General features: G+C 68.1%; 20 protein-coding genes. 7 read left to right on the top strand and 13 right to left on the bottom strand.

Going from position 1 to position 22,905, the window contains the following annotated elements:
* The first annotated feature begins 62 nt into the window (after window positions 1-62).
* Complete coding sequence (locus AB0M15_RS19465) at window positions 63-2,201, top strand: elongation factor G-like protein EF-G2 (RefSeq protein WP_363820403.1); 2,139 nt, start codon at window positions 63-65, stop codon at window positions 2,199-2,201.
* 6 nt (window positions 2,202-2,207) lie between these two features.
* On the opposite strand, the gene AB0M15_RS19460 is transcribed toward AB0M15_RS19465, so the two are convergent.
* The 3 genes from AB0M15_RS19460 to AB0M15_RS19450 are packed head-to-tail and all read right to left on the bottom strand — an operon-like array spanning window position 2,208 to window position 4,770.
* Window positions 2,208-3,452: an AAA family ATPase gene (locus AB0M15_RS19460; RefSeq protein WP_363820399.1), complete on the bottom strand. Its 1,245-nt coding sequence runs from the start codon at window positions 3,450-3,452 to the stop codon at window positions 2,208-2,210.
* Entirely contained in the window at window positions 3,449-4,324 is an 876-nt protein-coding gene (locus AB0M15_RS19455) for a tetratricopeptide repeat protein (protein ID WP_363820395.1), read from the bottom strand. The genes AB0M15_RS19460 and AB0M15_RS19455 overlap by 4 nt, the downstream gene beginning before the upstream one ends.
* The gene (locus tag AB0M15_RS19450) at window positions 4,321-4,770 is read right to left on the bottom strand and encodes a hypothetical protein (RefSeq protein WP_363820392.1); all 450 of its coding nucleotides are present in this window, start codon (window positions 4,768-4,770) and stop codon (window positions 4,321-4,323) included. Before AB0M15_RS19450 ends, AB0M15_RS19455 begins: the two co-directional genes overlap by 4 nt.
* A 48-nt stretch (window positions 4,771-4,818) precedes the next feature.
* Here AB0M15_RS19450 and AB0M15_RS19445 point away from each other — a divergent pair, with 48 nt between their 5' ends.
* Entirely contained in the window at window positions 4,819-5,223 is a 405-nt protein-coding gene (locus AB0M15_RS19445; protein ID WP_363820389.1) for an HIT domain-containing protein, read from the top strand.
* On the opposite strand, the gene AB0M15_RS19440 is transcribed toward AB0M15_RS19445, so the two are convergent.
* The 3 genes from AB0M15_RS19440 to pgsA are packed head-to-tail and all read right to left on the bottom strand — an operon-like array spanning window position 5,220 to window position 7,944.
* Window positions 5,220-6,317, bottom strand: a complete 1,098-nt coding sequence (locus AB0M15_RS19440; protein WP_363820387.1) for a glycosyltransferase family 4 protein — start codon at window positions 6,315-6,317, stop codon at window positions 5,220-5,222. The two genes, AB0M15_RS19445 and AB0M15_RS19440, sit on opposite strands and share 4 nt — an antisense overlap.
* Window position 6,318: 1 nt before the next feature.
* On the bottom strand, window positions 6,319-7,185 hold the full coding sequence (locus AB0M15_RS19435; protein ID WP_363820384.1) for a phosphatidylinositol mannoside acyltransferase: 867 nt from the start codon (window positions 7,183-7,185) through the stop codon (window positions 6,319-6,321).
* A 3-nt stretch (window positions 7,186-7,188) separates the two neighbouring features.
* A complete protein-coding gene (gene pgsA, locus AB0M15_RS19430; RefSeq protein ID WP_363820381.1) occupies window positions 7,189-7,944 on the bottom strand; it encodes a phosphatidylinositol phosphate synthase in 756 nt (251 codons plus the stop codon).
* Window positions 7,945-8,075: 131 nt separating this feature from the next.
* Between pgsA and AB0M15_RS19425 the strand changes: the two genes are divergently transcribed.
* The gene (locus AB0M15_RS19425; RefSeq protein WP_363820377.1) at window positions 8,076-9,080 is read left to right on the top strand and encodes a hypothetical protein; all 1,005 of its coding nucleotides are present in this window, start codon (window positions 8,076-8,078) and stop codon (window positions 9,078-9,080) included.
* On the opposite strand, the gene AB0M15_RS19420 is transcribed toward AB0M15_RS19425, so the two are convergent.
* Together AB0M15_RS19420 and thrS are read right to left on the bottom strand one after the other, a co-directional pair.
* Entirely contained in the window at window positions 9,073-9,651 is a 579-nt protein-coding gene (locus tag AB0M15_RS19420) for an HIT domain-containing protein (protein WP_363820374.1), read from the bottom strand. The genes AB0M15_RS19425 and AB0M15_RS19420 overlap by 8 nt on opposite strands.
* Complete coding sequence (gene thrS / locus AB0M15_RS19415; protein WP_363820372.1) at window positions 9,648-11,672, bottom strand: threonine--tRNA ligase; 2,025 nt, start codon at window positions 11,670-11,672, stop codon at window positions 9,648-9,650. Before thrS ends, AB0M15_RS19420 begins: the two co-directional genes overlap by 4 nt.
* A gap of 217 nt (window positions 11,673-11,889) precedes the next feature.
* On the opposite strand from thrS, the gene AB0M15_RS19410 reads away from it, so the two are divergent.
* From AB0M15_RS19410 to AB0M15_RS19400, 3 genes are read left to right on the top strand one after another with little or no spacing between them, the layout of a single operon-like run.
* The gene (locus AB0M15_RS19410) at window positions 11,890-12,804 is read left to right on the top strand and encodes an ATP-binding cassette domain-containing protein (protein ID WP_363820369.1); all 915 of its coding nucleotides are present in this window, start codon (window positions 11,890-11,892) and stop codon (window positions 12,802-12,804) included.
* A complete protein-coding gene (locus tag AB0M15_RS19405; RefSeq protein ID WP_363820366.1) occupies window positions 12,801-13,445 on the top strand; it encodes a DedA family protein in 645 nt (214 codons plus the stop codon). The genes AB0M15_RS19410 and AB0M15_RS19405 overlap by 4 nt, the downstream gene beginning before the upstream one ends.
* Window positions 13,442-14,239, top strand: a complete 798-nt coding sequence (locus tag AB0M15_RS19400; protein WP_363820364.1) for an ABC transporter permease — start codon at window positions 13,442-13,444, stop codon at window positions 14,237-14,239. Before AB0M15_RS19405 ends, AB0M15_RS19400 begins: the two co-directional genes overlap by 4 nt.
* A 105-nt stretch (window positions 14,240-14,344) precedes the next feature.
* On the opposite strand, the gene AB0M15_RS19395 is transcribed toward AB0M15_RS19400, so the two are convergent.
* The 4 genes from AB0M15_RS19395 to AB0M15_RS19380 all read right to left on the bottom strand — a co-directional run bounded on the left by AB0M15_RS19395 (window position 14,345) and on the right by AB0M15_RS19380 (window position 19,526).
* A complete protein-coding gene (locus AB0M15_RS19395) occupies window positions 14,345-15,862 on the bottom strand; it encodes a chromosome partitioning protein (protein WP_363820362.1) in 1,518 nt (505 codons plus the stop codon).
* A 207-nt stretch (window positions 15,863-16,069) separates the two neighbouring features.
* Entirely contained in the window at window positions 16,070-16,738 is a 669-nt protein-coding gene (locus AB0M15_RS19390; protein WP_363820359.1) for a response regulator transcription factor, read from the bottom strand.
* Window positions 16,735-18,345: a histidine kinase gene (locus tag AB0M15_RS19385; RefSeq protein ID WP_363820356.1), complete on the bottom strand. Its 1,611-nt coding sequence runs from the start codon at window positions 18,343-18,345 to the stop codon at window positions 16,735-16,737. Before AB0M15_RS19385 ends, AB0M15_RS19390 begins: the two co-directional genes overlap by 4 nt.
* Window positions 18,346-18,392: 47 nt before the next feature.
* Complete coding sequence (locus tag AB0M15_RS19380) at window positions 18,393-19,526, bottom strand: GntR family transcriptional regulator (protein WP_363820353.1); 1,134 nt, start codon at window positions 19,524-19,526, stop codon at window positions 18,393-18,395.
* 131 nt (window positions 19,527-19,657) lie between these two features.
* On the opposite strand from AB0M15_RS19380, the gene AB0M15_RS19375 reads away from it, so the two are divergent.
* On the top strand, window positions 19,658-21,145 hold the full coding sequence (locus AB0M15_RS19375) for a glycosyltransferase family 39 protein (RefSeq protein WP_363820351.1): 1,488 nt from the start codon (window positions 19,658-19,660) through the stop codon (window positions 21,143-21,145).
* Window positions 21,146-21,159: 14 nt separating this feature from the next.
* On the opposite strand, the gene AB0M15_RS19370 is transcribed toward AB0M15_RS19375, so the two are convergent.
* Window positions 21,160-22,644, bottom strand: a complete 1,485-nt coding sequence (locus AB0M15_RS19370; protein ID WP_363820348.1) for a M28 family metallopeptidase — start codon at window positions 22,642-22,644, stop codon at window positions 21,160-21,162.
* Window positions 22,645-22,905: the final 261 nt, after the last annotated feature.

Here is a 22,905-nt window from a genome sequence, read left to right as displayed (position 1 = left end):
CCGCGGGGGCTTGTGCTGGGTGGGCGGTTGGGGGAATGGTGGGTGAACCAGGAGGAAACGTCATGGCAGACAAGGCGAATGCTTCCCAGGGCGGTGGTGCTGCTCCGGTCGCGGACAGCCCGGCCGCTATCCGTAACGTGGTGCTCGTCGGGCCGTCGGGTGCCGGCAAGACCACTCTGGTGGAGGCTTTGCTGGTCGCCTCCGGAGTGCTGAACAGACCGGGGACCGTCGTCGACGGTACGACGGTCTGCGACTGCGATGACGCGGAGATCCGGCAACAGCGGTCGGTCGGGCTCGCCCTAGCCCCGCTCCCCCACAACGGCGTGAAGGTCAACCTGATCGACACCCCTGGGTACGCCGACTTCGTGGGTGAACTCCGGGCCGGCCTGCGCGCAGCGGATTGCGCTCTCTTCGTCCTCCCGGCCAACGAGGGGGTCGACGAGCCGACCAAGGCGCTCTGGCAGGAGTGCGACCAGGTCGGCATGCCGCGCGCCGTGGTGATCACCAAGCTCGACCACGCCCGGGCGAACTACGAGAACGCGCTCTCCACGGCCCAGAACGCCTTCGGGGACAAGGTTCTCCCGCTCTACCTCCCGGCCGACGGCAGTGGTCTCGTCGGGCTGCTCTCGCAGACGCAGTACGAGTACGCCGGCGGCAAGCGCACGACGCACGATCCCGACCCGCAGTACGCCGATCAGGTCGAGGAGCTCCGCGGCACGTTGATCGAGGGCATCATCGAGGAGTCCGAGGACGAGTCGCTGATGGAGCGCTATCTCGGCGGCGAGGAGATCGGCCAGGACGTACTGATCGAGGACCTCGAGAGAGCGGTTGCCCGCGGTTCGTTCTTCCCCGTCATCCCGGTCTGCAGCGGTACCGGCGTCGGCACGATGGAGCTGCTCGAGGTCGCCACGAGCGGGTTCCCGTCGCCGCCCGAGCACCCGCTGCCGGAGGTGTTCACGCCGCACGGCGTACCGCGCAAGCAGGTCGCCTGCGATCCGGACGGGCCGTTGCTGGCCGAGGTGGTGAAGACGACGTCGGATCCGTACGTCGGCAGGGTCAGCCTGGTGCGGGTGTTCTCCGGCACCATCAGGCCCGACACGACGGTTCACGTGTCGGGCCATTTCACGTCCTTCTTCGGGGACGCGAACAGCCACGCCGACCACGACGAGGACGAGCGGATCGGCACGCTCTCGTTCCCACTCGGCCGCCAGCAACGCCCAGCCAGCGCGGTGGTCGCGGGAGATCTCTGCGCGATCGGCCGGCTCACCCGGGCCGAGACCGGGGACACGCTCTCCGACAAGGCCGATCCGTTGCTGCTCAAGCCGTGGACGATGCCCGAGCCGCTGCTGCCGATCGCAGTACAGGCGCACGCGAAGACCGACGAGGACAAGCTCAGTGTCGGACTGCAGCGACTGGCCGCCGAGGACCCGACGATGCGGATCGAGCAGAACCCGGAGACGCATCAGATCGTCTTGTGGTGCATGGGCGAGGCGCACTCCGACGTCGTACTGGACGCGCTCGCCAACCGGTACGGCGTGACCGTGGACACCGTCGAGTTGCGGGTGCCGTTGCGGGAGACGTTCGGCGGCAAGGCCAAGGGCCACGGGCGGCACGTCAAGCAGTCGGGCGGGCACGGGCAGTACGCCGTCTGCGATATCGAGGTCGAGCCGTTGCCGGACGGGGCGGACTTCGAGTTCGTCGACAAGGTGGTCGGCGGGGCGGTACCGCGGCAGTTCATCCCGAGTGTGGAGAAGGGCATCCGGGCGCAGATGGAGCGCGGCGTCGGCGCCGGGTATCCGATGGTCAACATCCGGGTGACACTGCTCGACGGGAAGGCGCACAGCGTCGACTCGTCCGACATGGCGTTCCAGATGGCCGGCGGACTGGCACTGCGGGAGGCGGCGACCGCGACGAAGGTGAACCTGCTGGAGCCGGTCGATCTGGTGTCGGTACTGACGCCCGACGATCTGGTCGGCGCGGTGATGAGCGACCTGTCCGGCCGTCGAGGCCGTCTGCTCGGCACCGAACGAGTCGGCGAGAGCCGCACGCTGGTGAAGGCGGAGGTGCCTCAGGTCGAGATCACCCGCTACGCCATCGATCTGCGCTCGCTCTCACACGGCGCGGCATCCTTCACCCGCAGCTTCGCCCGGTACGAACCCATGCCCGACTCAGCCGCCGCCCGGGTCAAGTCCACGGTCTGAGGGAGCTCAGCTGAGCCGGCGACGAATGTCCTTGCTGCGGAGGTACTCGGCGACGTCGTCGTAGCGCTCGGACTGGTTGGCGAACTCGATGTACGAGCGGACCCGATGCAGCCAGTCCAGCGTCGACGGCTTCACGGTCGGGAGCGCGGCCGACAGATGCTGCATCGTCAACGGCGGCTCCCCACCACTGGCCAGCGCCTCGTCGATCACGCGATCGACCCCGCGCTCGACCAGCGCCCGCAGGTCGGCACCGCTGAACATCGGCGTCTGGCCTGCCAGAGCCTTCAGATCCACCCCGGTCGTCGGCACGTCCTTCAGCACCACCGAGAGGATGTCCGCGCGAGCGGGCTCGTCCGGCGGTGGTACGAAGATCACCCGATCGAACCGCCCCGGCCGCAGCATCGCCTCGTCCACATCCCACGGCGCGTTCGTCGCGGCAAGGACGAGCAGGCCCTCGTTCTCCGAGCCGATCGCGTCCAGTTCCTGCAGCAGTACGTCGACCAGGCGCCGCGACTCCGACCCGCCGTGCTTGTGCCGCGCGAACGCCAGCGCGTCCAGCTCGTCGAGGAACAACACGCACGGCGCGTTCGCCCGCGCCCGCTCGAAGGCGGCATGCAGATTCCGCTCGGACACCCCGAGGTACGGATCCATCACGTCCTCGATCCGCACGTTCACGAACGGCAGCCCACACTCCCCCGCCGTCGCCCGCGCTAGCAGCGTCTTGCCACAACCGGGCGGCCCGTAGAGCATCACGCCACCGCCCGACCTCCGCCCGTACTTCGAGTACAGCTCGGGCCGGCTCAGCGGCAAGATCACCATCCGGTGGATGACCCGCTTGATCTCGTCCATCCCACCGACCTGGTCGAAGGTGGTCGTCTCCTTCGCAGTGTCGGCCTCGAACTCCGGCTCGTCCTCCGGACCGACCTTCACCCGTACGCCGCTACGCTCGGCGATCATCTCGTCGGCCAACTGCTGTAGGCGCCCCGTCCCTTCGACCACACCAGCCTGCCGGGCCGCCTCGAGGCAACTCCGCAGCAACGCCAGCCGCCCATTGGCCGCCGCCAACTCGCCGACCGGCACGAACTGATCCGTCGGCAGGCCGTGCTGATCGAGCAGCACGACGTACTCGTCGAGCGCCGAATCGGTCTCGTCCGCGGCGACCAGCGTCTCGGCGAGGATGAGCCGCAGCAGCACGTCGTCCGGGCTGGCCTCGACGGCCTTGCGCAGCGCGGAGATCCGGTCGTTCGTCATGAACCCCACTTCCGGTTGATCATGCGGCGTACCAGCGGCGGCGCGACCCATGAGTAGATGCAGAACGCGAACCAGCCGATCGCCGCGACACTCGCGAGGACCCCGAACCCGGCGTACCGGAGGCCGTAGATGATCGCGATCGCGCAGATCCAGACCACCAGCGGATTGAACCGCTGGAACGGCAGCAGGGGCCGCAGCAGCGGATGGTTGATCAGCTTGGCCTCCCGCGCCGCTCCGCGCAGATCGCCATCGGCCGGGTTGCTCGCGGCAGCGGAGGCGAGAGAGCGGTATCCCGACCGCGCGTCGCCGGTGAGCATGGACGCCGTACCGTGCAGTGCCTGGGCGCCTGGGTCCTCGGGATCGACAGAGAGCGCTTCCTGGCTGTGCCGCCGCATGTCCTTGTGGCGGCCTTGCGCGAAGGCGACCTGGGCGCGGGCCGACGACACGGCCGCGCTCTCCGGCGCGAAGGAAGCGGCTCGCTCGACCAGAGCAGACGCCTTCTCCGTCTGACCCGCGGCCAGGCAGACGATCGCGTATCCGAGCAACAGGTCCGGCTCATTCGGATCGAGGCTGAGGCCTTGGAGGTAGACCGCCTCGGCCTCTTGCAACTGCCCGGCCGCACGCAAAGCGGAGCCGAGTAGTTGGAGCAAAGGCGCCGACTGGCCATAGTGCGACAGCCCGGCACGTAGTACGTCTATTGCCTCGCTGTTGCGATCGAGAGCGTGCAGAGCGGCGCCCCGGAACAGGAAGGCGCGGTAGTCGAGCGCCGCATCACCCCACAGCCCTTGGAGCTCGTCCAGCGTGCGCTCGGGGTGGCCGATCTGCAGCCAGTGGCCGGCCATCTGGAGCCTCGCTTCGGTCGGCTCGCTCACAGCACTGCCTCGATCAGCATCAGCAGGGCAACCTCGACCACGCCGCCGGCGATCACTGCGGCCAGTCCAGGCCACCAGAGCGACTTGTACTCCGCGCCGCGCAACTGGTACGCGCGATCCATCGGCTGCTGGATCCGCAGCTCGACCAGGCAGGTGAGCACCGCGATCACCCGGATCACCACGCGCGTCCCCGACGCGATCGTCACCTCACCCGTCAGCAACTCGAGCACCACCGCGACGACCACGAAACCGGCGAACCCGGAGCCCATGATCAGCCACCGCCCACGAGCCGGTACGCCGAGCCGACGCGCGTTCAGCCAGGCGATCGCGGTGACCGCGAGGACCCCGCCGAAGAACGCGACGTACGCCTGCGACATCAACCGCCAGGGGCGCACGGTCACGTCCACGTCCGCGCCGATCGTCGGGCGCAGCAACTCGTCGGACATGGGACTCCCTCAGGGATGGAGCGGGTTGGCGCAGTTTAGCCTGGGGCGATGACCGAGAACTGTCTTTTCTGCGGGATCGTGGCCGGCACCATCCCGTCCCAGCGGGTCGCCGAGAACGAGCGCGCGATCGCCTTCATGGACATCAACCCCGCCACCCGCGGGCATCTGCTCGTCATCCCGCGCGAGCACTCGACCGATCTGCGCGAGGCTGCTCCCGAAGACCTGACCGCCGCCACACTGCTCGCCCAGTCCCTGGTCAGTCGCGTGATCGACCGGCTGGACGCCGACGGCGCCAACCTGCTCAGCTGCATCGGCGCCGACGCCTGGCAGTCCGTGTTCCACACGCACCTGCACGTCATCCCGCGGTACAAGGACGACCCGCTGCAACTCCCCTGGCACCCGACCCCCGGCGACTTCGACGCCATCGCGGCCACCGCCGCTTCACTGCGCTAACGCCTGGCGACCAACTCGTAGACGGCGACGAGGTCGCCCACCAGAACACCCCAGTCGTACGCCGGTACTGCGGCCTTGCCGGCCATCCGCAGCTTCTCGCGCTCGTCCGGCGAGGCCAGCAGCCGGGCAGCCTGCGTGGCAAGCGCATCCGGGTTGCCCGGCTCGAACAGTTCGCCCAGCCGGCCGCCGTCGAGCACCTGCCGGAAGGCGGCCAGATCGCTCGCCAGCACGGGAGCGCCGGCGGCCATCGCCTCCAGCAGTACGATCCCGAAGCTCTCGCCACCGAGGTGCGGGGCAACGTACACGTCTGAGCCGGCCAACATGTCGGCTCGGGCCTCGTCGTCGATCGCGCCGAGGAAGAGAACGTTCTGCCGGCAGTGCTCCGGCAGCGACCGGCGAGCCTCGTCAGCCTGTCCGGTGCCCGCGACCAGTACCTTCACCTGCGGCCGGATGGCGACCAGCTTCGGTACGGCTGCCATCAGGACGCCGAGCCCCTTGCGTGGTTCGTCCATCCGGCCGAGGAAGCTGATCGTCCCGTGGGCACCTTGCCACTCGGGCCGGATCCGGCCCGCGAAGTTGCCCGTATAGAGACCGTTCGGGATCACCACCGCCTCACCGCCGATGTGCTGCACCATCATCGACCGCGCGTTCTCCGAGACCGCGATCCGCGCGTCCAGCTTCTCCAGCGCGGGACGTAGCAATCCGGCCGCGGCACTCATCGCCCGGGAACGCACCTGCCAGGTGTGGAAGGTCGCCACGAACGGCCCGTCACCGGCCCAGAGCGCGATGATCGAGGCGCTCGGCGTCATCGGCTCGTGCACGTGGACGACGTCGAAGGCGCCCTCCGTCAGCCAATTCCTGACTCGCGCGGCCGTACGGGGTCCGAAGGTCACGCGGGCGATCGAGCCGTTGTAGGGCACTCCGACGGCGTGGCCGGCTGAGACGACGTACGGCGGGCCGTTGTCGTCGTCGACCGGCGCGAGCACCGAGACTTCGTGGCCTAGGGCAAGCAACGCCTCGGCCAGGTCGCGGACATGGTTCTGGACCCCACCCGGCGTACCGAGTGAGTACGGGCAGACCAGGCCGATCTTCATCTCAGTCCAAGAAGATTCGCTGCAGCATGTGCCAGTCCTGCGGGTGTTCGGCGATGCCGAGAGCGAAGGCGTCGGCGCAGCGCTGGGTCATCTGCGCCGGGCCGCCGGTGCGGTCGATCGGGTCGTGGAAGGTGATGACCAGATCGGGGCCGTCGTAGTGCAGGGTCGCGGGGATCAGTGGGGCGCCGGTGCGGACGCTGAGGGCTGCGGGGCCGGCGGGCATCCGGGATCGGCGGTCGAAGAACGTCACCGGGACGCCTCGCTCGGAGAGATCACGGTCGGCCACGAGGCAGACGAAGCCGCCTGATCGCAGTCGCTCCGCCAGTACTCCGAACACGTGCTCGTCGCTTCCGGTCAGGGGAAGCACCTCCATGCCCAGCTTGGCACGGTAGGCGACGAAACGGTCGAACAACGACTCGGGGCGCAGGCGCTCGGCGACGGTCGACACGGGCATACCGGTACGGCCGGCCCAGGCGCCGGCATGGTCGTAGTTGGCCAGGTGCGGGAGGGCGCAGATGACACCCTGGCCCGCGTCGTGGGCGTCGCGGAGGAACTTCTCGTTGACCGTACGCACCCGGCCGACGATCCGCTCGTCATCCCACTCAGGCAGCCGGAACGCCTCCTGCCAGTACCTGAGATAGGACCGCATCCCGGCAGCTGTCAGGGCGTCGAGCTCAGCCTTCGTCGCTTCCGGCCGGACGACGGCGAGGTTGGATCGCAGTCGCTGCACCCCTCGCCCGTTCCGGCGTATGACGAAGTCCGCCACCCGCCGAAAGACCGCCGACACGACTCCTTCCGGCAACCGCCGCACCAGCGCCCACGCCGCCGCGAACGCCAGATCAACCACACGCTGCCGTAAAGCCTCCACCGGTCAGGAAGAGCTCGGCGGCGTGCCAGGCGTGCCGCCATCCGGACCGCCCAAACCAAGGTCGCTCGGCGCCACTCCGTCCGTTGGGTCGGCTGCTGGCGTCGGACTGGCCGGCGTAGTACCGGCTGGGGTGCCGAGGCCGGCGTTGGCGGGGTCGGAGAGGACTTGTTTGCGGACTGAGAGGGTGCGCTGGACGACTGTGATGGTGCTGGCGACCGCTAGGGCGCAGAGGACGATCTTGAGGAGGATGGGGAGGTTCAAGACGTCGGAGAAGAAGCCGATGACCAGGACGGAGACCAGGCGGTCCGAGCGTTCGGCCAGGCCGCCGCTGGCGTGCAGGCCGAGGCTCTCGGCCTTCGCCCGCGCGTACGACGTGGTCGCGCCCATCACCAGCGCCCAGAGCGTCACGCCCGCCATCCACGGGGTGTGCCCGTGGCTGCCCGCGTAGTACAGCACCAGTCCACCGAAGATCGCGCCGTCGCCCAGCCGGTCCAGCGTGGAGTCCAGGTAGGAGCCCCACTTCGACGACGTACCCGAGGTCCGGGCCATGTAGCCGTCGATCAGATCGGAGAAGACGAAGCAGGTGATCACGACCGTGCCCAGCCAGATGTGGCCGCGCGGGTAGAAGATCAGCGCACCGGCGCAGACGCCGATGGTGCCGACCAGCGTGACGGCATCGGCGCTCACGCCGAGCCTGAGCAGGAGGTTGGCGATCGGTGAGATCACCTTGGTCCAGAACTGCCGGAATCTGTTAAGCATGGCGACGCGATCGTAGACCAGTCCGGGCACCGGCAGGTGAAGCGCCACCCCGGACGACTTTCGCGGCCCCCACTCCCAGGCGCACCATGGGCACACCGGATCGGTCTCCCCCACCCAGCTGGGAGGTCCAGATGATCGCACCCCGCCCCGTGCCGACGGTCGCCTCACCACGCCTGACCAAGGCGGCGGCCGTACTGCGCACAGCGGCGTGCTGGACCGTCGTCGGAGCGCTCCTGGTGGCGTGTTCGGTGGCTCGGCGGGCCAACGAGGGGCTGCCGCCGACTCCGGTGCTGCCTGCGGTGGTGCCTACTGCCATCGCGCCGCCTCAGGCGGAAGGGTTGGACGGGACGTCGGGTGAGGCAGGCGTGAATATCTGTACTGCGGTCGCCTGGCCCCTGAGCAAGGAGCTCGGCGTGACGGTGACCGCCAAGCCGTTCTCGTGGAACGACGGTGGGTTACCAGCACTCGACCTGTGCACGCTGCTGCTGGACGGGCGGGCGGTGACCGTCGGAGTCACCGCGCTGGCGAAGCAGCCGGACTCGGTTGATCGGCTGGCCGCAGGATCCGGGACGCTGGAGTTGCTGCCCGAGCTCGGGCCGGATGCGCGGATCAGCCCGTCGCGAGTGGTGTTCCCGGTCGATGACCGGGCGATCAGGGTGCTTTCGACCGGCGGGATCGATCGGTATCCAACTGGGATCGACCGGGTGAAGGCCGTCGCGATCAGTCGGGCGGTGCGGGACGTAGTACCGAGTTTGCTTCGTACTGCGCGCCAGACGGACTCAGCGTGTCAGTTGTCGACGCCAGAGGCTGAGAAGTTCATCGGCACGCTGGTCCAGCTCCGGCGCGACTACCGGGTCAACGGCGCGCTGACCTGCATCTGGGGCAGCTTCGACGCGACCGTCTCGATCGTCGAGTCCTTCCACGCCGACACGATCCCAGAAGCGGTCCGCACCCCACCGCCGCGCTTCGCACCGATCGGCAAACCCGGCTACTACCTGCCCGACCAGGGCGAACTCGTCTTCCGCCAGGGCCGCCGCGTCGTCCGCGTCAGCGGCCTGACCAACCCATCCCGCGAAGTTCCACTCGAAACCCTTCTAGGTGTGGTCGGCCCGCTGCTACCGCTGTTTATCAAGTAGTCGGCCAGGACTTCGCGAGCAGGGCGCGAGTCTCCGACAGCAACTGCGGGAGCACCTTCGTCTGGGCGATCACCGGCATGAAGTTCGCATCGCCACCCCACCGCGGCACGACATGCTGATGGAGATGAGCGGCGATCCCCGCCCCAGCGATCTCGCCTTGGTTCATCCCGATGTTGAACCCACGCGCGGCCGAGACGATCCGCACCGCCTGCATTGCCTGCTGCGTCAGCGTCGCCACGTCCGACACCTCGTCCGGCGTCAGCTCGGTGTAGTCGGCAACATGCCGATACGGCACCACCATCAGATGCCCCGGGTTGTACGGATACAGATTCAGTACCGCGTACGCCGCCTCCGACCGCCGGACGATCAACCCGTCCACATCCGCCAACGCCGGAATCCGGCAGAACGGGCACCCCTGCCCCGCCTCACCCGTCGTCGGCTTGTTCTCCCCGGCGATGTAAGCCATCCGGTGCGGAGTCCACAACCGCAGGAACGGATCCGGCGTACCGACCCCGTCCTGCTCCTCCACACCCTCCAGCTCGTACGGCGTATCGCCGGGGAGATCGGTCATACCTGGACGCGCTTCTTGACTGCCTCGACGATCTCCGCGATCGCGTCGGCGATCGGGATGCCGTTCTTCTGGGTGCCGTCGCGGTAGCGGAAGGAGACCGAGCCGGCCGCCATGTCCTCGTCGCCGGCGATCAGCATGTACGGGACCTTGGCCTTCTGGGCGTTGCGGATCTTCTTCTGCATCCGGTCGTCGGAGGCGTCGACCTCGATCCGGATCCCCTCGGCCTTGAGCTGCTTGGCGATCTCGTACAGGTAGTCGACGTGGCCGTCGGTGATCGGGATGCCGATCACCTGGACCGGCGCGAGCCACGGCGGGAAGACGCCGGCGTAGTGCTCGGTCAGGACGGCGACGAACCGCTCGATCGAGCCGAACAGCGCGCGGTGGATCATCACCGGGCGTTGCCGGGAGCCGTCGGGCGCCGTGTACTCCAGCTCGAACCGCTCCGGCAGGTTGAAGTCCAGCTGGATCGTCGACATCTGCCAGGTCCGGCCGATCGCGTCCCGCGCCTGGACGGAGATCTTGGGTCCGTAGAACGCGGCGCCGCCCGGATCCGGGACCAGCTCCAGCCCGGAACCCTCCGCGACCTCGCGCAGCGTGTCGGTGGCTTCCTCCCAGACCTCGTCCGACCCGACGAACTTCTCCGGGTTCTTGGTGGAGAGCTCGAGGTAGAAGTCGTCCAGGCCGTAGTCGGCCAGCAGGCCGAGCACGAAGGTCAGCAGGTTCTTCAGCTCGTCACGCATCTGCTCACGGGTGCAGTAGATGTGCGCGTCGTCCTGGGTGAAGCCGCGGGCCCGGGTCATGCCGTGGATGACGCCCGACTTCTCCAGCCGGTACACCGTGCCGAACTCGAACAGCCGCAGCGGCAGCTCCCGGTACGACCGGCCGCGCGAGTCGAAGATCAGGTTGTGCATCGGGCAGTTCATCGGCTTCAGGTAGTAGTCCTGACCCTGCTTGCGGATCTCGCCATCCGGCCCGCGCTCCTCGTCCAGGTGCATGGGTGGGTACATGCCATCGGCGTACCAGTCGAGGTGACCCGAGGTCTGGAACAGCTGCGCCTTGGTGATGTGCGGCGTGTAGACGAACTCGTAGCCGTCCTCGACGTGCCGCTGCCGCGAGTAGTCCTCCATCACCTTGCGGAGCACGCCGCCCTTGGGGTGGAAGACGGCCAGGCCGGAGCCGATCTCGTCGGGGAAGCTGAACAGGTCCAGCTCGGTGCCCAGCTTGCGGTGGTCGCGCTTGGCGGCCTCCTCGAGGTGGTTCAGGTAGGCCTTCAACGCGTCGCGGGTGTCCCACGCGGTGCCGTAGATGCGCTGCAGTTGCGGGTTCTTCTCGCTCCCCCGCCAGTACGCCGCGGCGACCCGCATCAGCTTGAAGTTGCCCAAGTATCCAGTCGCGGGGACGTGCGGACCGCGGCACAGGTCCTTCCAAGCGACCGAGTCGTCGCGCCGGATGTTGTCGTAGATCGTCAGCTCACCGGCGCCGACCTCGACCGAAGCACCTTCGGCAGCGTCCGCGGAGGCCGAGCCCTTGATGCCGATCAGCTCAAGCTTGTACGGCTCGTTCGCCAACTCTGCGCGCGCATCGTCGTCGGAGACCACCCGGCGGCTGAACCGCTGCCGCTCCTTGATGATCTGCTGCATCTTCTTCTCGAGCTTGCCCAGGTCCTCCGGGGTGAACGGAGTGGCCACGTCGAAGTCGTAGTAGAAGCCGTTCTCGACCGGCGGGCCGATGCCCAGCTTTGCGTCCGGGAACAGGTCCTGGACGGCCTGCGCGAGCACGTGCGCGGTCGAGTGCCGGATGATGGCCAGCCCGTCAGGCGACGACGCCAGCACCGGCTCGATCTCGTCGCCGTCGGCGACCACCCGGGCCAGGTCGCGCAGCTCGCCGTTGACCTTGGCGGCGATGGCGGAGCGGTCCTGACCGAAGATCTCGGCGAACAGCTCTCCGACGGTCGTCGTCTCGGTCACACTCCGCTCAGCCTCGCCCTCGACGCCGATCAGATGGACCTTGACTTCCGACACGTTCACTCCTCGAGTACGCCGGTCCGCCGTGCGCGGCCCGTCACATCGCAGATGGTATCGAGTCGCGCCGGCGAGCGTTGCGGCCCATCCACAGGGGGACGCGGAACCGCCCGCACCTGACGAAAGTCAGGGGTCGCTGCCTCCCATAGTCCGATGTGCCGGCCCCTCCCGGATTCCTAGGTTCGTAGTGACACTGGCGAACCGGGAAAGGCTCCGCGTGATCACCCTCGAAGCACTCAGCAAGCGCTACGGCGAGACCACCGCCGTGGACGCGCTGGACCTGACCATCTCCCCCGGCCGAGTCACCGGCTTCCTCGGCCCGAACGGCGCGGGCAAGTCGACGACGATGCGGATGATCCTCGGCCTCGACACCGCCACCGCCGGCCGCGCGCTGGTCGACGGACGCCCGTACGCCGATTGGCCGGTCCCGCTCACCAAGGTCGGAGCCCTGCTCGACGCGAAGGCCCTGCATCCCCGTCGGACGGCCCGCAACCACCTCATCGCGATGGCGCGCAGCAACGGCATCCCGGTCAGCCGGGTCGACGAGGTGCTGACGATCGTCGGCCTGGAGGAGGTCGGCCGCAAGCGCTCCGGGCAGTTCTCCCTGGGCATGGGCCAGCGACTAGGGATCGCTGGCGCATTGCTCGGGGATCCCGAGGTGCTGATGTTCGACGAGCCCGTGAACGGTCTCGATCCGGACGGCGTCCGCTGGGTACGCCGGTTGATGCGCCGGCTCGCCACCGAGGGACGGACCGTCTTCGTGTCCAGCCACCTGATGAGCGAGATGCAACTGACGGCCGACCAGCTCGTCGTGATCGGTCGCGGCCGATTGATCGCAGATGCGCCGATTGCCGAGGTCATCGCGGGATCGTCGCGTACGACCGTCCGCATCCGGATCCCGTCGCAGGTCGACCTCGCGGTACTCCGGGATCGGCTGATCGCGGAAGCGGAGCAGGTCGAATCGCTACCGGGCCAGCTGATCGTCACCGGCGTACCGGCTGAGCGGGTCGGTGATCTCGCCCACGAGCTCGGAGTACGGCTGCATGAGCTGCATACCGAGCGCGCCTCGCTCGAGGAGGCGTACATGGAGCTGACCGCGGACAGCGTCCAGTACGGGGTGGTGGCGGGATGAGCGACTCGATCCTGCACTTCACCCAGGAACTGATGTCGTCGTGGTGGATCTACCTCGCCCTGTTCGGCTTCGCCGCGCTGGACGGGTTCTTTCCGGCGATACCGAGCGAGACGCTCGTCGTCACGGCCGGCGTCTTCGCGGCGACCGGCGGACCCAACTTGTACGTCGTGATCGCGATGGCCGCGGCCGGCGCCTTCCTCGGCGACCACGTCTCCTATGCGCTCGGCCGAGGCGCGGGAGGTCGGCTACTCGATCGCTTCGAACCGGGGACGAAGCGGCACAAGCTGACTCTTTGGGCACGCAATGCTCTGTCAGAGCGCGGCGGCTTGGTCCTGGTGGTCGCTCGCTATGTCCCCGGTGGGCGGACCGCCGTGACGCTGACGATGGGCGCGGTCCGCTATCCGCTGCGCAACTTCTCCCTCTTCGCGGCATTGGCCGCCGTCAGCTGGGGCCTGTACTGCTCGCTCGTCGGCTACCTGGGTGGCAAGGCCTTCGAGGACAACCCGCTCAAGGGCGTCGCACTCGGCATCGGCCTGGCGCTCGGCGTGACCCTGATCGTCGAGGCCATCCGCCACCACCGCCGGACCCCTGAACCTCAGGTCGAGGGTCAGACCGAACTAGTCGAGGCAGGAGAACGATGACGACGGCAACCATCACCGTCCAGCGCAGGTCGAGCGGGCTGCGGGGCGCGGTCGCGTCGGAGTGGACGAAACTCTGGACGGTCCGGTCGAGCTGGCTCAACATCATCGCCGCGCTGCTACTGACCGGCCTGCTGGCTCTGCAGTTCGGCTTCTCAACTGCCTACGACTACGAGAACCGCTCATACGAAGGCGTGATGGAGAAGACGGCCGTCGGCGGGGTGGCGGTCTCGGCGATGACGATCGTGCAGATCGTGGTCGCGGCCTTCGCGATGCTGCTGGTGACATCGGAGTACTCGACCGGCAGCATCCGCTCGACCCTGCAGTGGACGCCGGTACGCCCGAACGTAGTACTGGCGAAAGCCATCGTCCTCACGCCCGTGCTGTTCCTATACGGCCTGCTGCTCGGCATCGTCGCGTCGGTCACCGGCGGCCTGGCGATGGGCCAATGGGCGGACTGGGATCTGGCCGCCCTCGTGGTCGACCTGCTCGCGGTGGCGGCCTACGTGACCCTCGCCGGACTCTTCACCGCCGGCATCGCCTTCATCATCAGAAGCACCGCCGGCACCCTCACGGCCGCGTTCCTGTTCCTGATCGTCATTCCGATGATGCTCGCCCAGAGCAGCATCCGGGCGTTGGTCTGGCTGGCCGCCCTCCTCCCCGGCGGAGCAGGCCAGAACTTCCTGTCAGGCTCCACCGACCCACTGTCCCCCACCCTCAGCTTCCTGGTACTCATCGTCTGGGCCGCAGCCGGCCTCCTCACAGGCACCGCAATCCTCACCCGCCGCGACGCCTGAACCTGGCACCTTGAACATGAAATGGCGACCTTGAACACGTTATTACGTGTTCAAGGTCGCCAGTTGGTGTTCAAGGCCGCAGCTTCTCGGCGGGGCGGTCGGGGCTCAGCGCGGGACGTTGAGGGCGATGGTGATTTGTTCGGCTACCTTGGCAGCGAGCTCGAGGGCTGCGCGGCGGGTGGCTGGCTGGAGGGCTGAGTGGTCCAGGGGGCCCTCGGCGGCGATGTGGGGGTCGGTGGGGATGTCGACGACAGCGGCCGCGCGCGATTCGAAGTACGGGCGGAGCTGCTTCTCGACCTCCTTGTTGACGTCGCCGGGGCCGTTGCTGACCGCAATGACCGCGCGGCGGATCAACCGCTGCGCGTCCGGACCCTGGTGGTCGAGCTCCTCCAGCATCTGCACGGCGGCGGCGCAGGACAGGCTCTTCCACTTGATCGGGATGACCAGGACGTCGGACGCCTTCATCGCCTCGCGCCAGTTGCTGGAGCCCTCGTTGTTACCGGTGTCGATCACCAGCACCTTGTAGAAGCGGCTCAGCAGCCGGTGGATCTGATCGAAGTCCTTGGCCTCGATCTGCGCGTACGTCGTCGTGGCCGACGTCAGTACGTCGTACTGCCCCGACACCTGATGACGCAGGTACGCCCCGACGTCCCCGAGCCGCGCATCCGGCTGCGTGAGCATCTGCATCGCCTGCAGCAGATCCGTCACCGTCGAGCGGCTGTTGGTGTCGTGCGTGCGTAGATGCATGTTGCCGCGCAGCTCGTTGTTGTCCCAGGCCACTACCCCGCCACCGCGCGCCTGACCGAGCGCGCCGGCCAGCAGCAGCGTGGTCGGCGTCTTGCCCGACCCGCCCTTCGGGTTGGCGATCGTCACCGTCACGGGCCGCCGGAAGGCGGTCGCCGCGGTGGCGCGCGCAATGCGCTCCAGCCGCTCGGAGGTGCCCGGGCGCAAGCGCAGTACGCTGCGAACGCCCTTCTCGGCAGGAGCCTCCCGCGGCAGCGGTAGTGCCTGCAGCAACTCGTCAGCGCGGTACGAGACCTGCCGATCCGGCGGCGGCGCGCCCTGACCGGGAATGCCCTGCGGGAAGAAGTGCTGGGCGGCAGGCGAGAGCTGAGGCCCTGCTGGCTGGCCGGGCTCCTGGGCGGGCTGCGTCCACGGGTCGCCTGCGGGCTCACTGGAACGCGTCCAGGCTTCGCCTGTCGGCTCATACCCAGCGGACTTGCTCCACGGGTCCGCAGCAGGTTCCTTGCTCCGTGCGACCGGCTCTGCAGACGACTGGCTGGACCACGCGTCGGCAGCGGGCTCGGCTGCCGGCTGCTGGGTCCACGGGTCCGGAGTGGCGGTGGGAGTCTCGGCGGGCTGCGACCACGAGTCGCCAGGGAACTCCTGGGACAGCGCGTCCGGCTGCTCTTCCTCCACTGCCTCCTCCTCGACCTCTTCCGGGTCGGGAGTCGCCTGGCTGCTCACCGGCGGCTTCTGCGCGGGAGGCGGGGGTGGCGGCGTGGTGGGAGCTGGGTTGGGATCCGGCTGGGTCCAGGACGGGGTCGGCTGCCACATCCTCCGGACCTCGGCCGCTGCCGCTTCCCGGTCCTTGTGCTGTCCGGAGTTGTGCGAGTCGGTCACGACCTAGATCCCCCGATTCTGTGAGAGGGGGGCGGGGCTGCCGCTCCCCTGGGGCTGGTAACTGGGTGTCTGGGCTGGATATCCCGGGTAACGATCCGCCCGGGAGGTCCCACTATCCCATGACCGGGTGTCCAGGCGATGTCACCCGCCGGAGCGTCGGCCGGCCACCCCGGATACTGCCCGCCCACCGGCGCTGGCCGGTAACGGTCAATCCGCGACCAGCCCGGCTTCGTAGGCGACGATCGCGGCCTGGACCCGGTTCTTCACCGCGAGCCGGGTCAGCACCGCGCTGACATACGCCTTCACCGTCCCCTCGACCAGGTACAGCCGGCCGGCGATCTCGGCATTAGACAATCCCGCGCCGACCAGGGCCAGTACTTCGCGTTCGCGCGGCGTCAGTACGTCGATCTGCTCCTTGGCAGCCGCGGCGCGTGCCATCCGGCCACCGCCCGTACCGGCACTGAGCTCGGCGATCACCCGGTGGGCGACCTTCGGCGACAAGTACGCCGCGCCTCCGGCGACCGCCTTCAACCCAGCGATGAGCTCATGAGGATCGCCGGACTTCAGCAGGAAGCCGCTAGCGCCGTCGCCGAGTGCCTTGGCGATGTAGGCGTCCTCGGAGAAGGTGGTCAGCATCACGACGGCCGTCTCCGGAACGGTCCGCTGGATCTCGGCACCGGCCGCCAGACCGTCCATCCTGGGCATCCGGATGTCGAGCACGGCGACGTCGGGTCGATGGCGCAGAGCAAGTGCGACGGCTTCCCGCCCGTCGGCCGCTTCGGCAACCACCTCGATCGCCTCGTCCGAGCCGAGAATCGCCCGCACCCCGGCCCGAACCATGGCTTCGTCATCGGCCAGCAGCACCCTGATCGTCACGGCGTCCCTTCGGTGGTCGGTCGGCCCTCGGTGGCGGGGAGCTCGGGTCGGACCGAGCCGGTTTGGACGACGTCCTTGGCCACCAGCGCTCCGTTCTGGAAGCACAGGCGGTAGGCGTAGGTGGTCGAGAACGGTACGTCCGGACGGTAGAAGCGGCAGGTCCATTCCTTCGGCTGCTCCACCCGGTCACTCGGCGGGTCGACCATCTGCATCGCCGGCAGCCGGGTCTCCACCTGGTCGATCGGCTGCCCCAGTTGGAGCGCGTCATAGTCGGCCGGCCGCAGGATCGAGCTGTACCCGACGATCAGGTAGTAGCCAAGGGCAACCAATCCGACGACGGCGCCGATCGCGACCGGCACGGTGACGGCGGTGATCAGGCCGCGCCTGGCGTTCCGGCGTACGGTCGCCCGTTCATCTGCCGTCCCCGACTCGGCCGTCACCTCGGCCTCGACCCGCCCACCCACGCGCGGGATCCGAGCCACTACTTCAAATCCCCCGGTACTCCGAGCCTCTGCCCGCAACACCCCGCCCACCAACCGAACCCGCTCCCTCAACCCAGCCAGCCCTCGCCCACCAGACCCACGAACTGCGTCGGTGTTCACCAAGCCGGATGGAGCATCGTTCAGCACTCGGATGTCGACCTGGTCGTCGCCGTACGAGACGGTGACAGACACCTCGGCACCCGGTGCGTGTTTGCTCGCGTTGGTGAGTGACTCCTGGACAACTCGGTGGACAGCTCGATCGACCATCGGGGGCAGGTCGGCGCTGCCTTCTTGGACCAGCTTCACGGCCAGCCCGCTCGCGGCTGCGCGGTCGACCAGCTCCGCCACGCTTTCCTGCGCCGGTACGACGGACGCCTCGCCGTCCCGGAGTACGCCGATGATCTCGCCGAGCCGTTCCGTCGCGGTGGCGGCAGCCTCGCGGAGCTCGGTGGCGGCTCGGCGATGCCGCTCGGGCAGCTCCGCGTCGACCTCCAGTGCGGCGGCTCGCAGGGCGATCAGGCTGAGCTCGTGGCCGACCGAGTCGTGCATGTCCTCGGCGATCCGGGAGCGCTCTCTGAGCCGTTCCTGGGTGATCTCCATCCGGTGCTCGCGCTCGATCCGTTCAGCGCGATCCCAGCCGGCCGTGGCGAGCAACGCCTGCTGCGCGCGGTACCGGCCGATCAGCCACGGCAGGACGACGACCAGCAGCGAGAGAAGCAAGATCAGCAGCCAGGTCAGTACGGCCTCGGTGACCGGTACGTCGCGATGCACGGTCAGGCTGAGGATCAGCAACGCCGCCAGCTCGACGCAGCACATGATCACGAACTGCCGTAGCTGCGTCTCCCGCCGCCCGGAAACGTAACTCAGCAACGAGATCGCCGGGATCAGCGCGATCGGAACGCCCATCGTCGTACCGAGACTGCCGGCCAGGATCACCACCTCGGTGGCGATCACCAGACTCAGCCCGATCACCGGACGCCGACGACGGAGAAGGACAGCAGCGGCCAGTACGGCGAGGCAGCCGGCCCGCATCCAGAGCGGATCGTTGCGGGCGCCGCTCTCGGTGAGCACCAGCAACGAGAGTCCGGCCCACAAGCCGAGATCCCCCGCGCGCGTCCACTTCACCTCCCCGACGCTACACAGGAGAGCGCTCCCCGGCGTACTGCCGAAAGTCAGTTGTTGTCGGCATCGACCAGCCGGAAGGGCACCAGGGACAGCTTGGGGACCGATTCGCCGCGGAGCTGGGCCAATAGCAGGTCGACCGCCTGCCGGCCCATCTCGCGCTGATCCTGCCGGACATGCAGGAAGGGTGGCCCGGCGATCGGATCACCCGGCGAGTCGAAGCAACTGATCACCAGCTCGCTCGGTCTCAGCGCGCGATCCAGCATCCGGGCCAGGTTGTACTCGCAAGCCACGAACGCGGTCACCTCGGGAAAGCGGTTCCGGAACGCCCGGATCAGCTCGAGATCGGAGCGGACGCTCTCCGGCGTGAACGATCCCGGCAACGTACTGCGCAGCTCGGTCAGCTGATGCGGCTGGTACCGACCCGGCGCCCGCCCGGCGAACGCCGCCCGGAATCCCTCCAGCCGGTCCTCGATACTCGACGTGTTCAACGGCGGCGGAGAGACGAACGCGATCTGCCGATGCCCCCGATCGAGCAGCCGCTCGGTCAAGGCACGCGACGCGGCGACGTTGTCGGTATGAACGGCCGACACCGGTATGCCCGACAGATGCCGGTCGACGAGCACGAGCGGGAACCCGTCGAGCACCTGCCGCAACAGGCTGGCGTTGTAGAAGTCGCCGTGCACCGGGAAGACGATCAGCCCGTCCACCTCGCCCGACGCGACCAGGGACTCGACCGCTTGCTCTTCGTCCGACTGACGGCCGCGCGTCCGCCGTACGATCAAATTCGCGCCCGCCTCGGCGCAGTGCTCCTCGATCGACTGCAGCAACTCCAGCCCGTAGGCCTCGGAGACGTCCGGTATGAGCAGGGCGATCGTCCCCGGAACATGGTTGCGGCGGGCCGGACGGAGCGTGCCTCTGAGGGGCGCGGTCACGCCCTCCAGGTCCGGCAGGTGCTTGACGACGAACGACCCTTTGCCGCGGATCCGTTCGATCAGGCCGGCTTCCCGGAGTACCTCGAGAGCGCGTTTGGAGGTGATCCGGCTGACCTCGAACTGCGCCGCCAGCTCCATCTCCGACGCGACCCGGTCGCCCGGCCCGAGCACCCCACTGCGGATCTCCTCGAGCACATGCGTACTGATCCGCTCGTACAGCAGAACCACAGCGATCGCCTTCCCGCTCAACAGGTTGATATACCAAACCAGCCCTGCTCCCCCGAGGCAAGTAAGCCGGTTGACCTATACCAACCTGTTGCCCCGGCCCGGCTGAGGGCGAAAGCTTCCCGGTGCACCCGATGGGCTGACAGCATGCCGCCATGAATCGTCCCGGGGTGGGGTTCGCGACGCGGCCGGTGGCCGGGGTCGCGGTGGCGCTGGCCGTCGTACTGACCGCTCTGTCCGGGCGCTACGGCTTCCATCGCGACGAGCTGTACTTCCTCGTCGCCGGCGATCACCTCGCCTGGGGGTACGTCGACCAGCCGCCCCTCACGCCGCTGCTGGTCCACATCTCCACCACCATCTTCGGCGAGACCCCGATGGGCATCCGGGTGATCTCGACGCTCAGCAGCGCACTGACCGTCGTCGTGGTCGCCCTCATCGCCCGCGAGTTCAACGCCACCCGCCGAGCCCAGATCCTCGCCGCCATCTGCACCGCCGTCTCGGGCTTCGTGATGGGCGTAGGCCATCTGGCGTCGACCGCGACCTACGACCTGCTCGCCTGGATGACCATCGCGCTCTTGGCCATCAAGCTCCTCCACACCAACAACCCCCGCTGGTGGGTAGCCCTCGGTCTAGCAGCCGGCATCGCCTTGGAGAACAAGTACCTGGTCGTACTTCCCTTAGGCGCACTCCTGATAGCCGTCCTGATCACGGGCCCACGCTCGGTACTCCGTACCTGGTGGCTCCCCGCCGGCCTAGCCGTAGCGGCCCTCATCGCCGCCCCCAACCTGATCTGGCAAGCAACCCACGACTGGCCCCAACTCACAGTCGCCAGCGGAATCAGCGAGGACGACGGCACTGAGAACCGCATCATGTTCGTCCCGCTCCAGATCCTCCAGCTCTCCCCGTTCCTGGTCCCGCTCTGGATAGCCGGCTTCCTCAACCTCTGGCGCTCCCCCACCCTGCGCTGGGCCCGCCCGATCGCCCTCGCCTACCCGATCATCTGCGTCGTAGTACTAGCCCTAGGCGGCAAGCCGTACTACGCCCTCCCCCTACTCCTGGTACTGATCGCAGCCGGCTGCCAACCCACCATCAACTGGCTAACCGCCGCCCGCACCCGATCCCGCCGCACCACCCTGACCATCGGCCTGACCCTCACCGCCCTGACCTCAGCCCTTTTCACCCTGCCGATCCTCCCCGCGTCTGCAGTCAACTTCGTCATCCCCATCAACCCCGAACAAGGCGAACAGATCGGCTGGCAAGAACTGACCACCGCGGCCGCCACCGCCTGGCACCAAATCCCCGAAGCCCAACGCGCCCGAGCAGTCCTCTTCGCCGGCAACTACGGCCAAGCCGGCGCGCTCACGAAGTACGGGCCTGCTCTTGGCCTCCCCCGCCCCTACTCAGGCCACATGAGCTTCCACGACTGGTCCCACCCCTCAGACATGCAGAACGGCCCAGTCCTCCTGGTGGAACAAGAACGCACCCCCACCTACGAAGCCAACTTCACCAACTGCCACCAAGTAGGCACCGTCGACAACGGCGTAGGCGCAGACAACGAAGAACAAGGCACCGCCCTGGTCCTATGCTCCGGCACGAAGGCACCGTGGTCCCAAACCTGGCCGGCTCTCCGCCGGTATTACTAACGACCGGCGGACGGCTAGGCCACGGGCCGGGGGAATGCGACCGGGCTCCGATTCCCGTTCCGGTCCACCGCACGAATGCCCATCTGCACGTTGTCCTTGGAGATGTCGAGCGTCGCCGTGGTGACGTTCCCGACTGGAACCGCGCTGCTCCAATCGGATTCCGTGGTCTCCCGCAGGACCACCTCGTACCCGGTCAGGTTCGTTTCGGGGTTGGCATTCCAGGAAAGCGCGGTGAGGTTGGTGCCCGAGAGGATGCCAGGCGGTGTCGTATGAATCTGGGCATTCTTGGGGGTGCCTGGGGAGGACGCAAGCCCCCACAGTGCAGCCGCGTTCACCCTGGTCACCCTGGCAATGTAGTCGATATCCACGAACTCGATCAGGTCGCCGAACTGCACGCCATCCTCGATCCGGACGTTCTGGTGCTCGTGATTGAAGTTCTCCCGAGGCTCGGTGAACCTGGCGGCCGGGTAGCCCTGGCCTTGGAACGAGACGTGGTCGCTGGCGCGGAGGAACCGGTCGCGCCGCCAGATCAGCCGGATCTTCATACCGGTCAAGCTGTGCGGCGCGACCGAGTGAACGAAGCGGCCGAGTTGGCGAGCCTGCCCGTCGTTCTCACCGCCGGCGGACTGCAGGAGGGAGATCTGGGCAGGCGTCACGTTGGTCGGAACCCCCTCCAGGAACATCCGCACGCTGAACGGGTCGGGCTCGTGGCCATCGAAAGACCGGCTGGCCCCGATGATGTCGTCGCTGAACATGCCCTGGACGTCATTGCCGGCCGCCGCCATCTGCTGTGCCATGAAGGAGGAGCCGTACAGCCCTTGTTCCTCTCCGCTAACGGTGGCGAAGACGATCGTGCCGGGAAACTGATGGGTCGCGAACACCCGCGCGAGTTCGAGCACACACGCGACGCCGGATCCGTCGTCGTCGGCACCGGGTGCGTCGCTGGTGAAGTCCATGACGTCGGTCACTCGTGAGTCGAGGTGGCCGGTGACAACGTAGAACCGCTCGGGTGTCGCGGTTCCCTTCAAGGTAGCGATGACGTTGGTGATTCTGGTGGGGACCGGGATCCGGCTGGCGACCGGTTGGATGAACGACTGCAGTTGCACCGTCATGTTGCCGCCGGACCTGGCGGCAATGGCATCCATCTGCTGACCTACCCACTCCGTGGCCGCTCCGATGCCACGCACCGGATCGGTCTGGGTGGACAGGGTGTGCCTGGTGCCGAACTCGGTCAGCCGCTGGATCGTTGCGCCGATCCGCTGGGGATCGACGTCCCGCAGCAATCTTCGTAGCTTGGAGTCGAACTTCGAGGGCCCGAGGGCGGCATCAGGTCCAGTCGGTGCTGCAAGGGCGGGATCGGCGTACGAGACAGCCGCCTCGGCGGCAGGTCCTACCAGCGATGCGCCGACGGTACCGGCCGCCACAGCGCCTGAGCCGGCCAGAAAGGCGCGGCGGCTCGCGCGCGGAGACGAGGATCGAGACGGATCGGAGCCAGACATGGCGCCTCCTGGGCGTGGCGGGACATTTGCGCCTCGTCCTCACTCTGGCACGCACCGCGCACCACGTCAGCCCGTCACCGCAAAGTCTTCGCACGTGGCCGCCGAGACCCTCTGTGACTGCCATGAAGGGGCACCGTCCAGGGTTCCCACCAGGCAGACGCACAGCGTCGCGAATCAACAGCCCGAGGCGAGCCGCGGGGTCAGCCACCGCGGGACGCCAACTAGCAAACTCAACCACAGACAAGGGGGTGTGGATGGCGA

Origin of the sequence: Kribbella sp. NPDC051718 (assembly GCF_040681515.1) — a bacterium.
GTDB lineage: Bacteria > Actinomycetota > Actinomycetes > Propionibacteriales > Kribbellaceae > Kribbella.
Note: the sequence above shows the minus strand (reverse complement) of the source record. Positions and strands in the feature narration are given on the sequence as shown.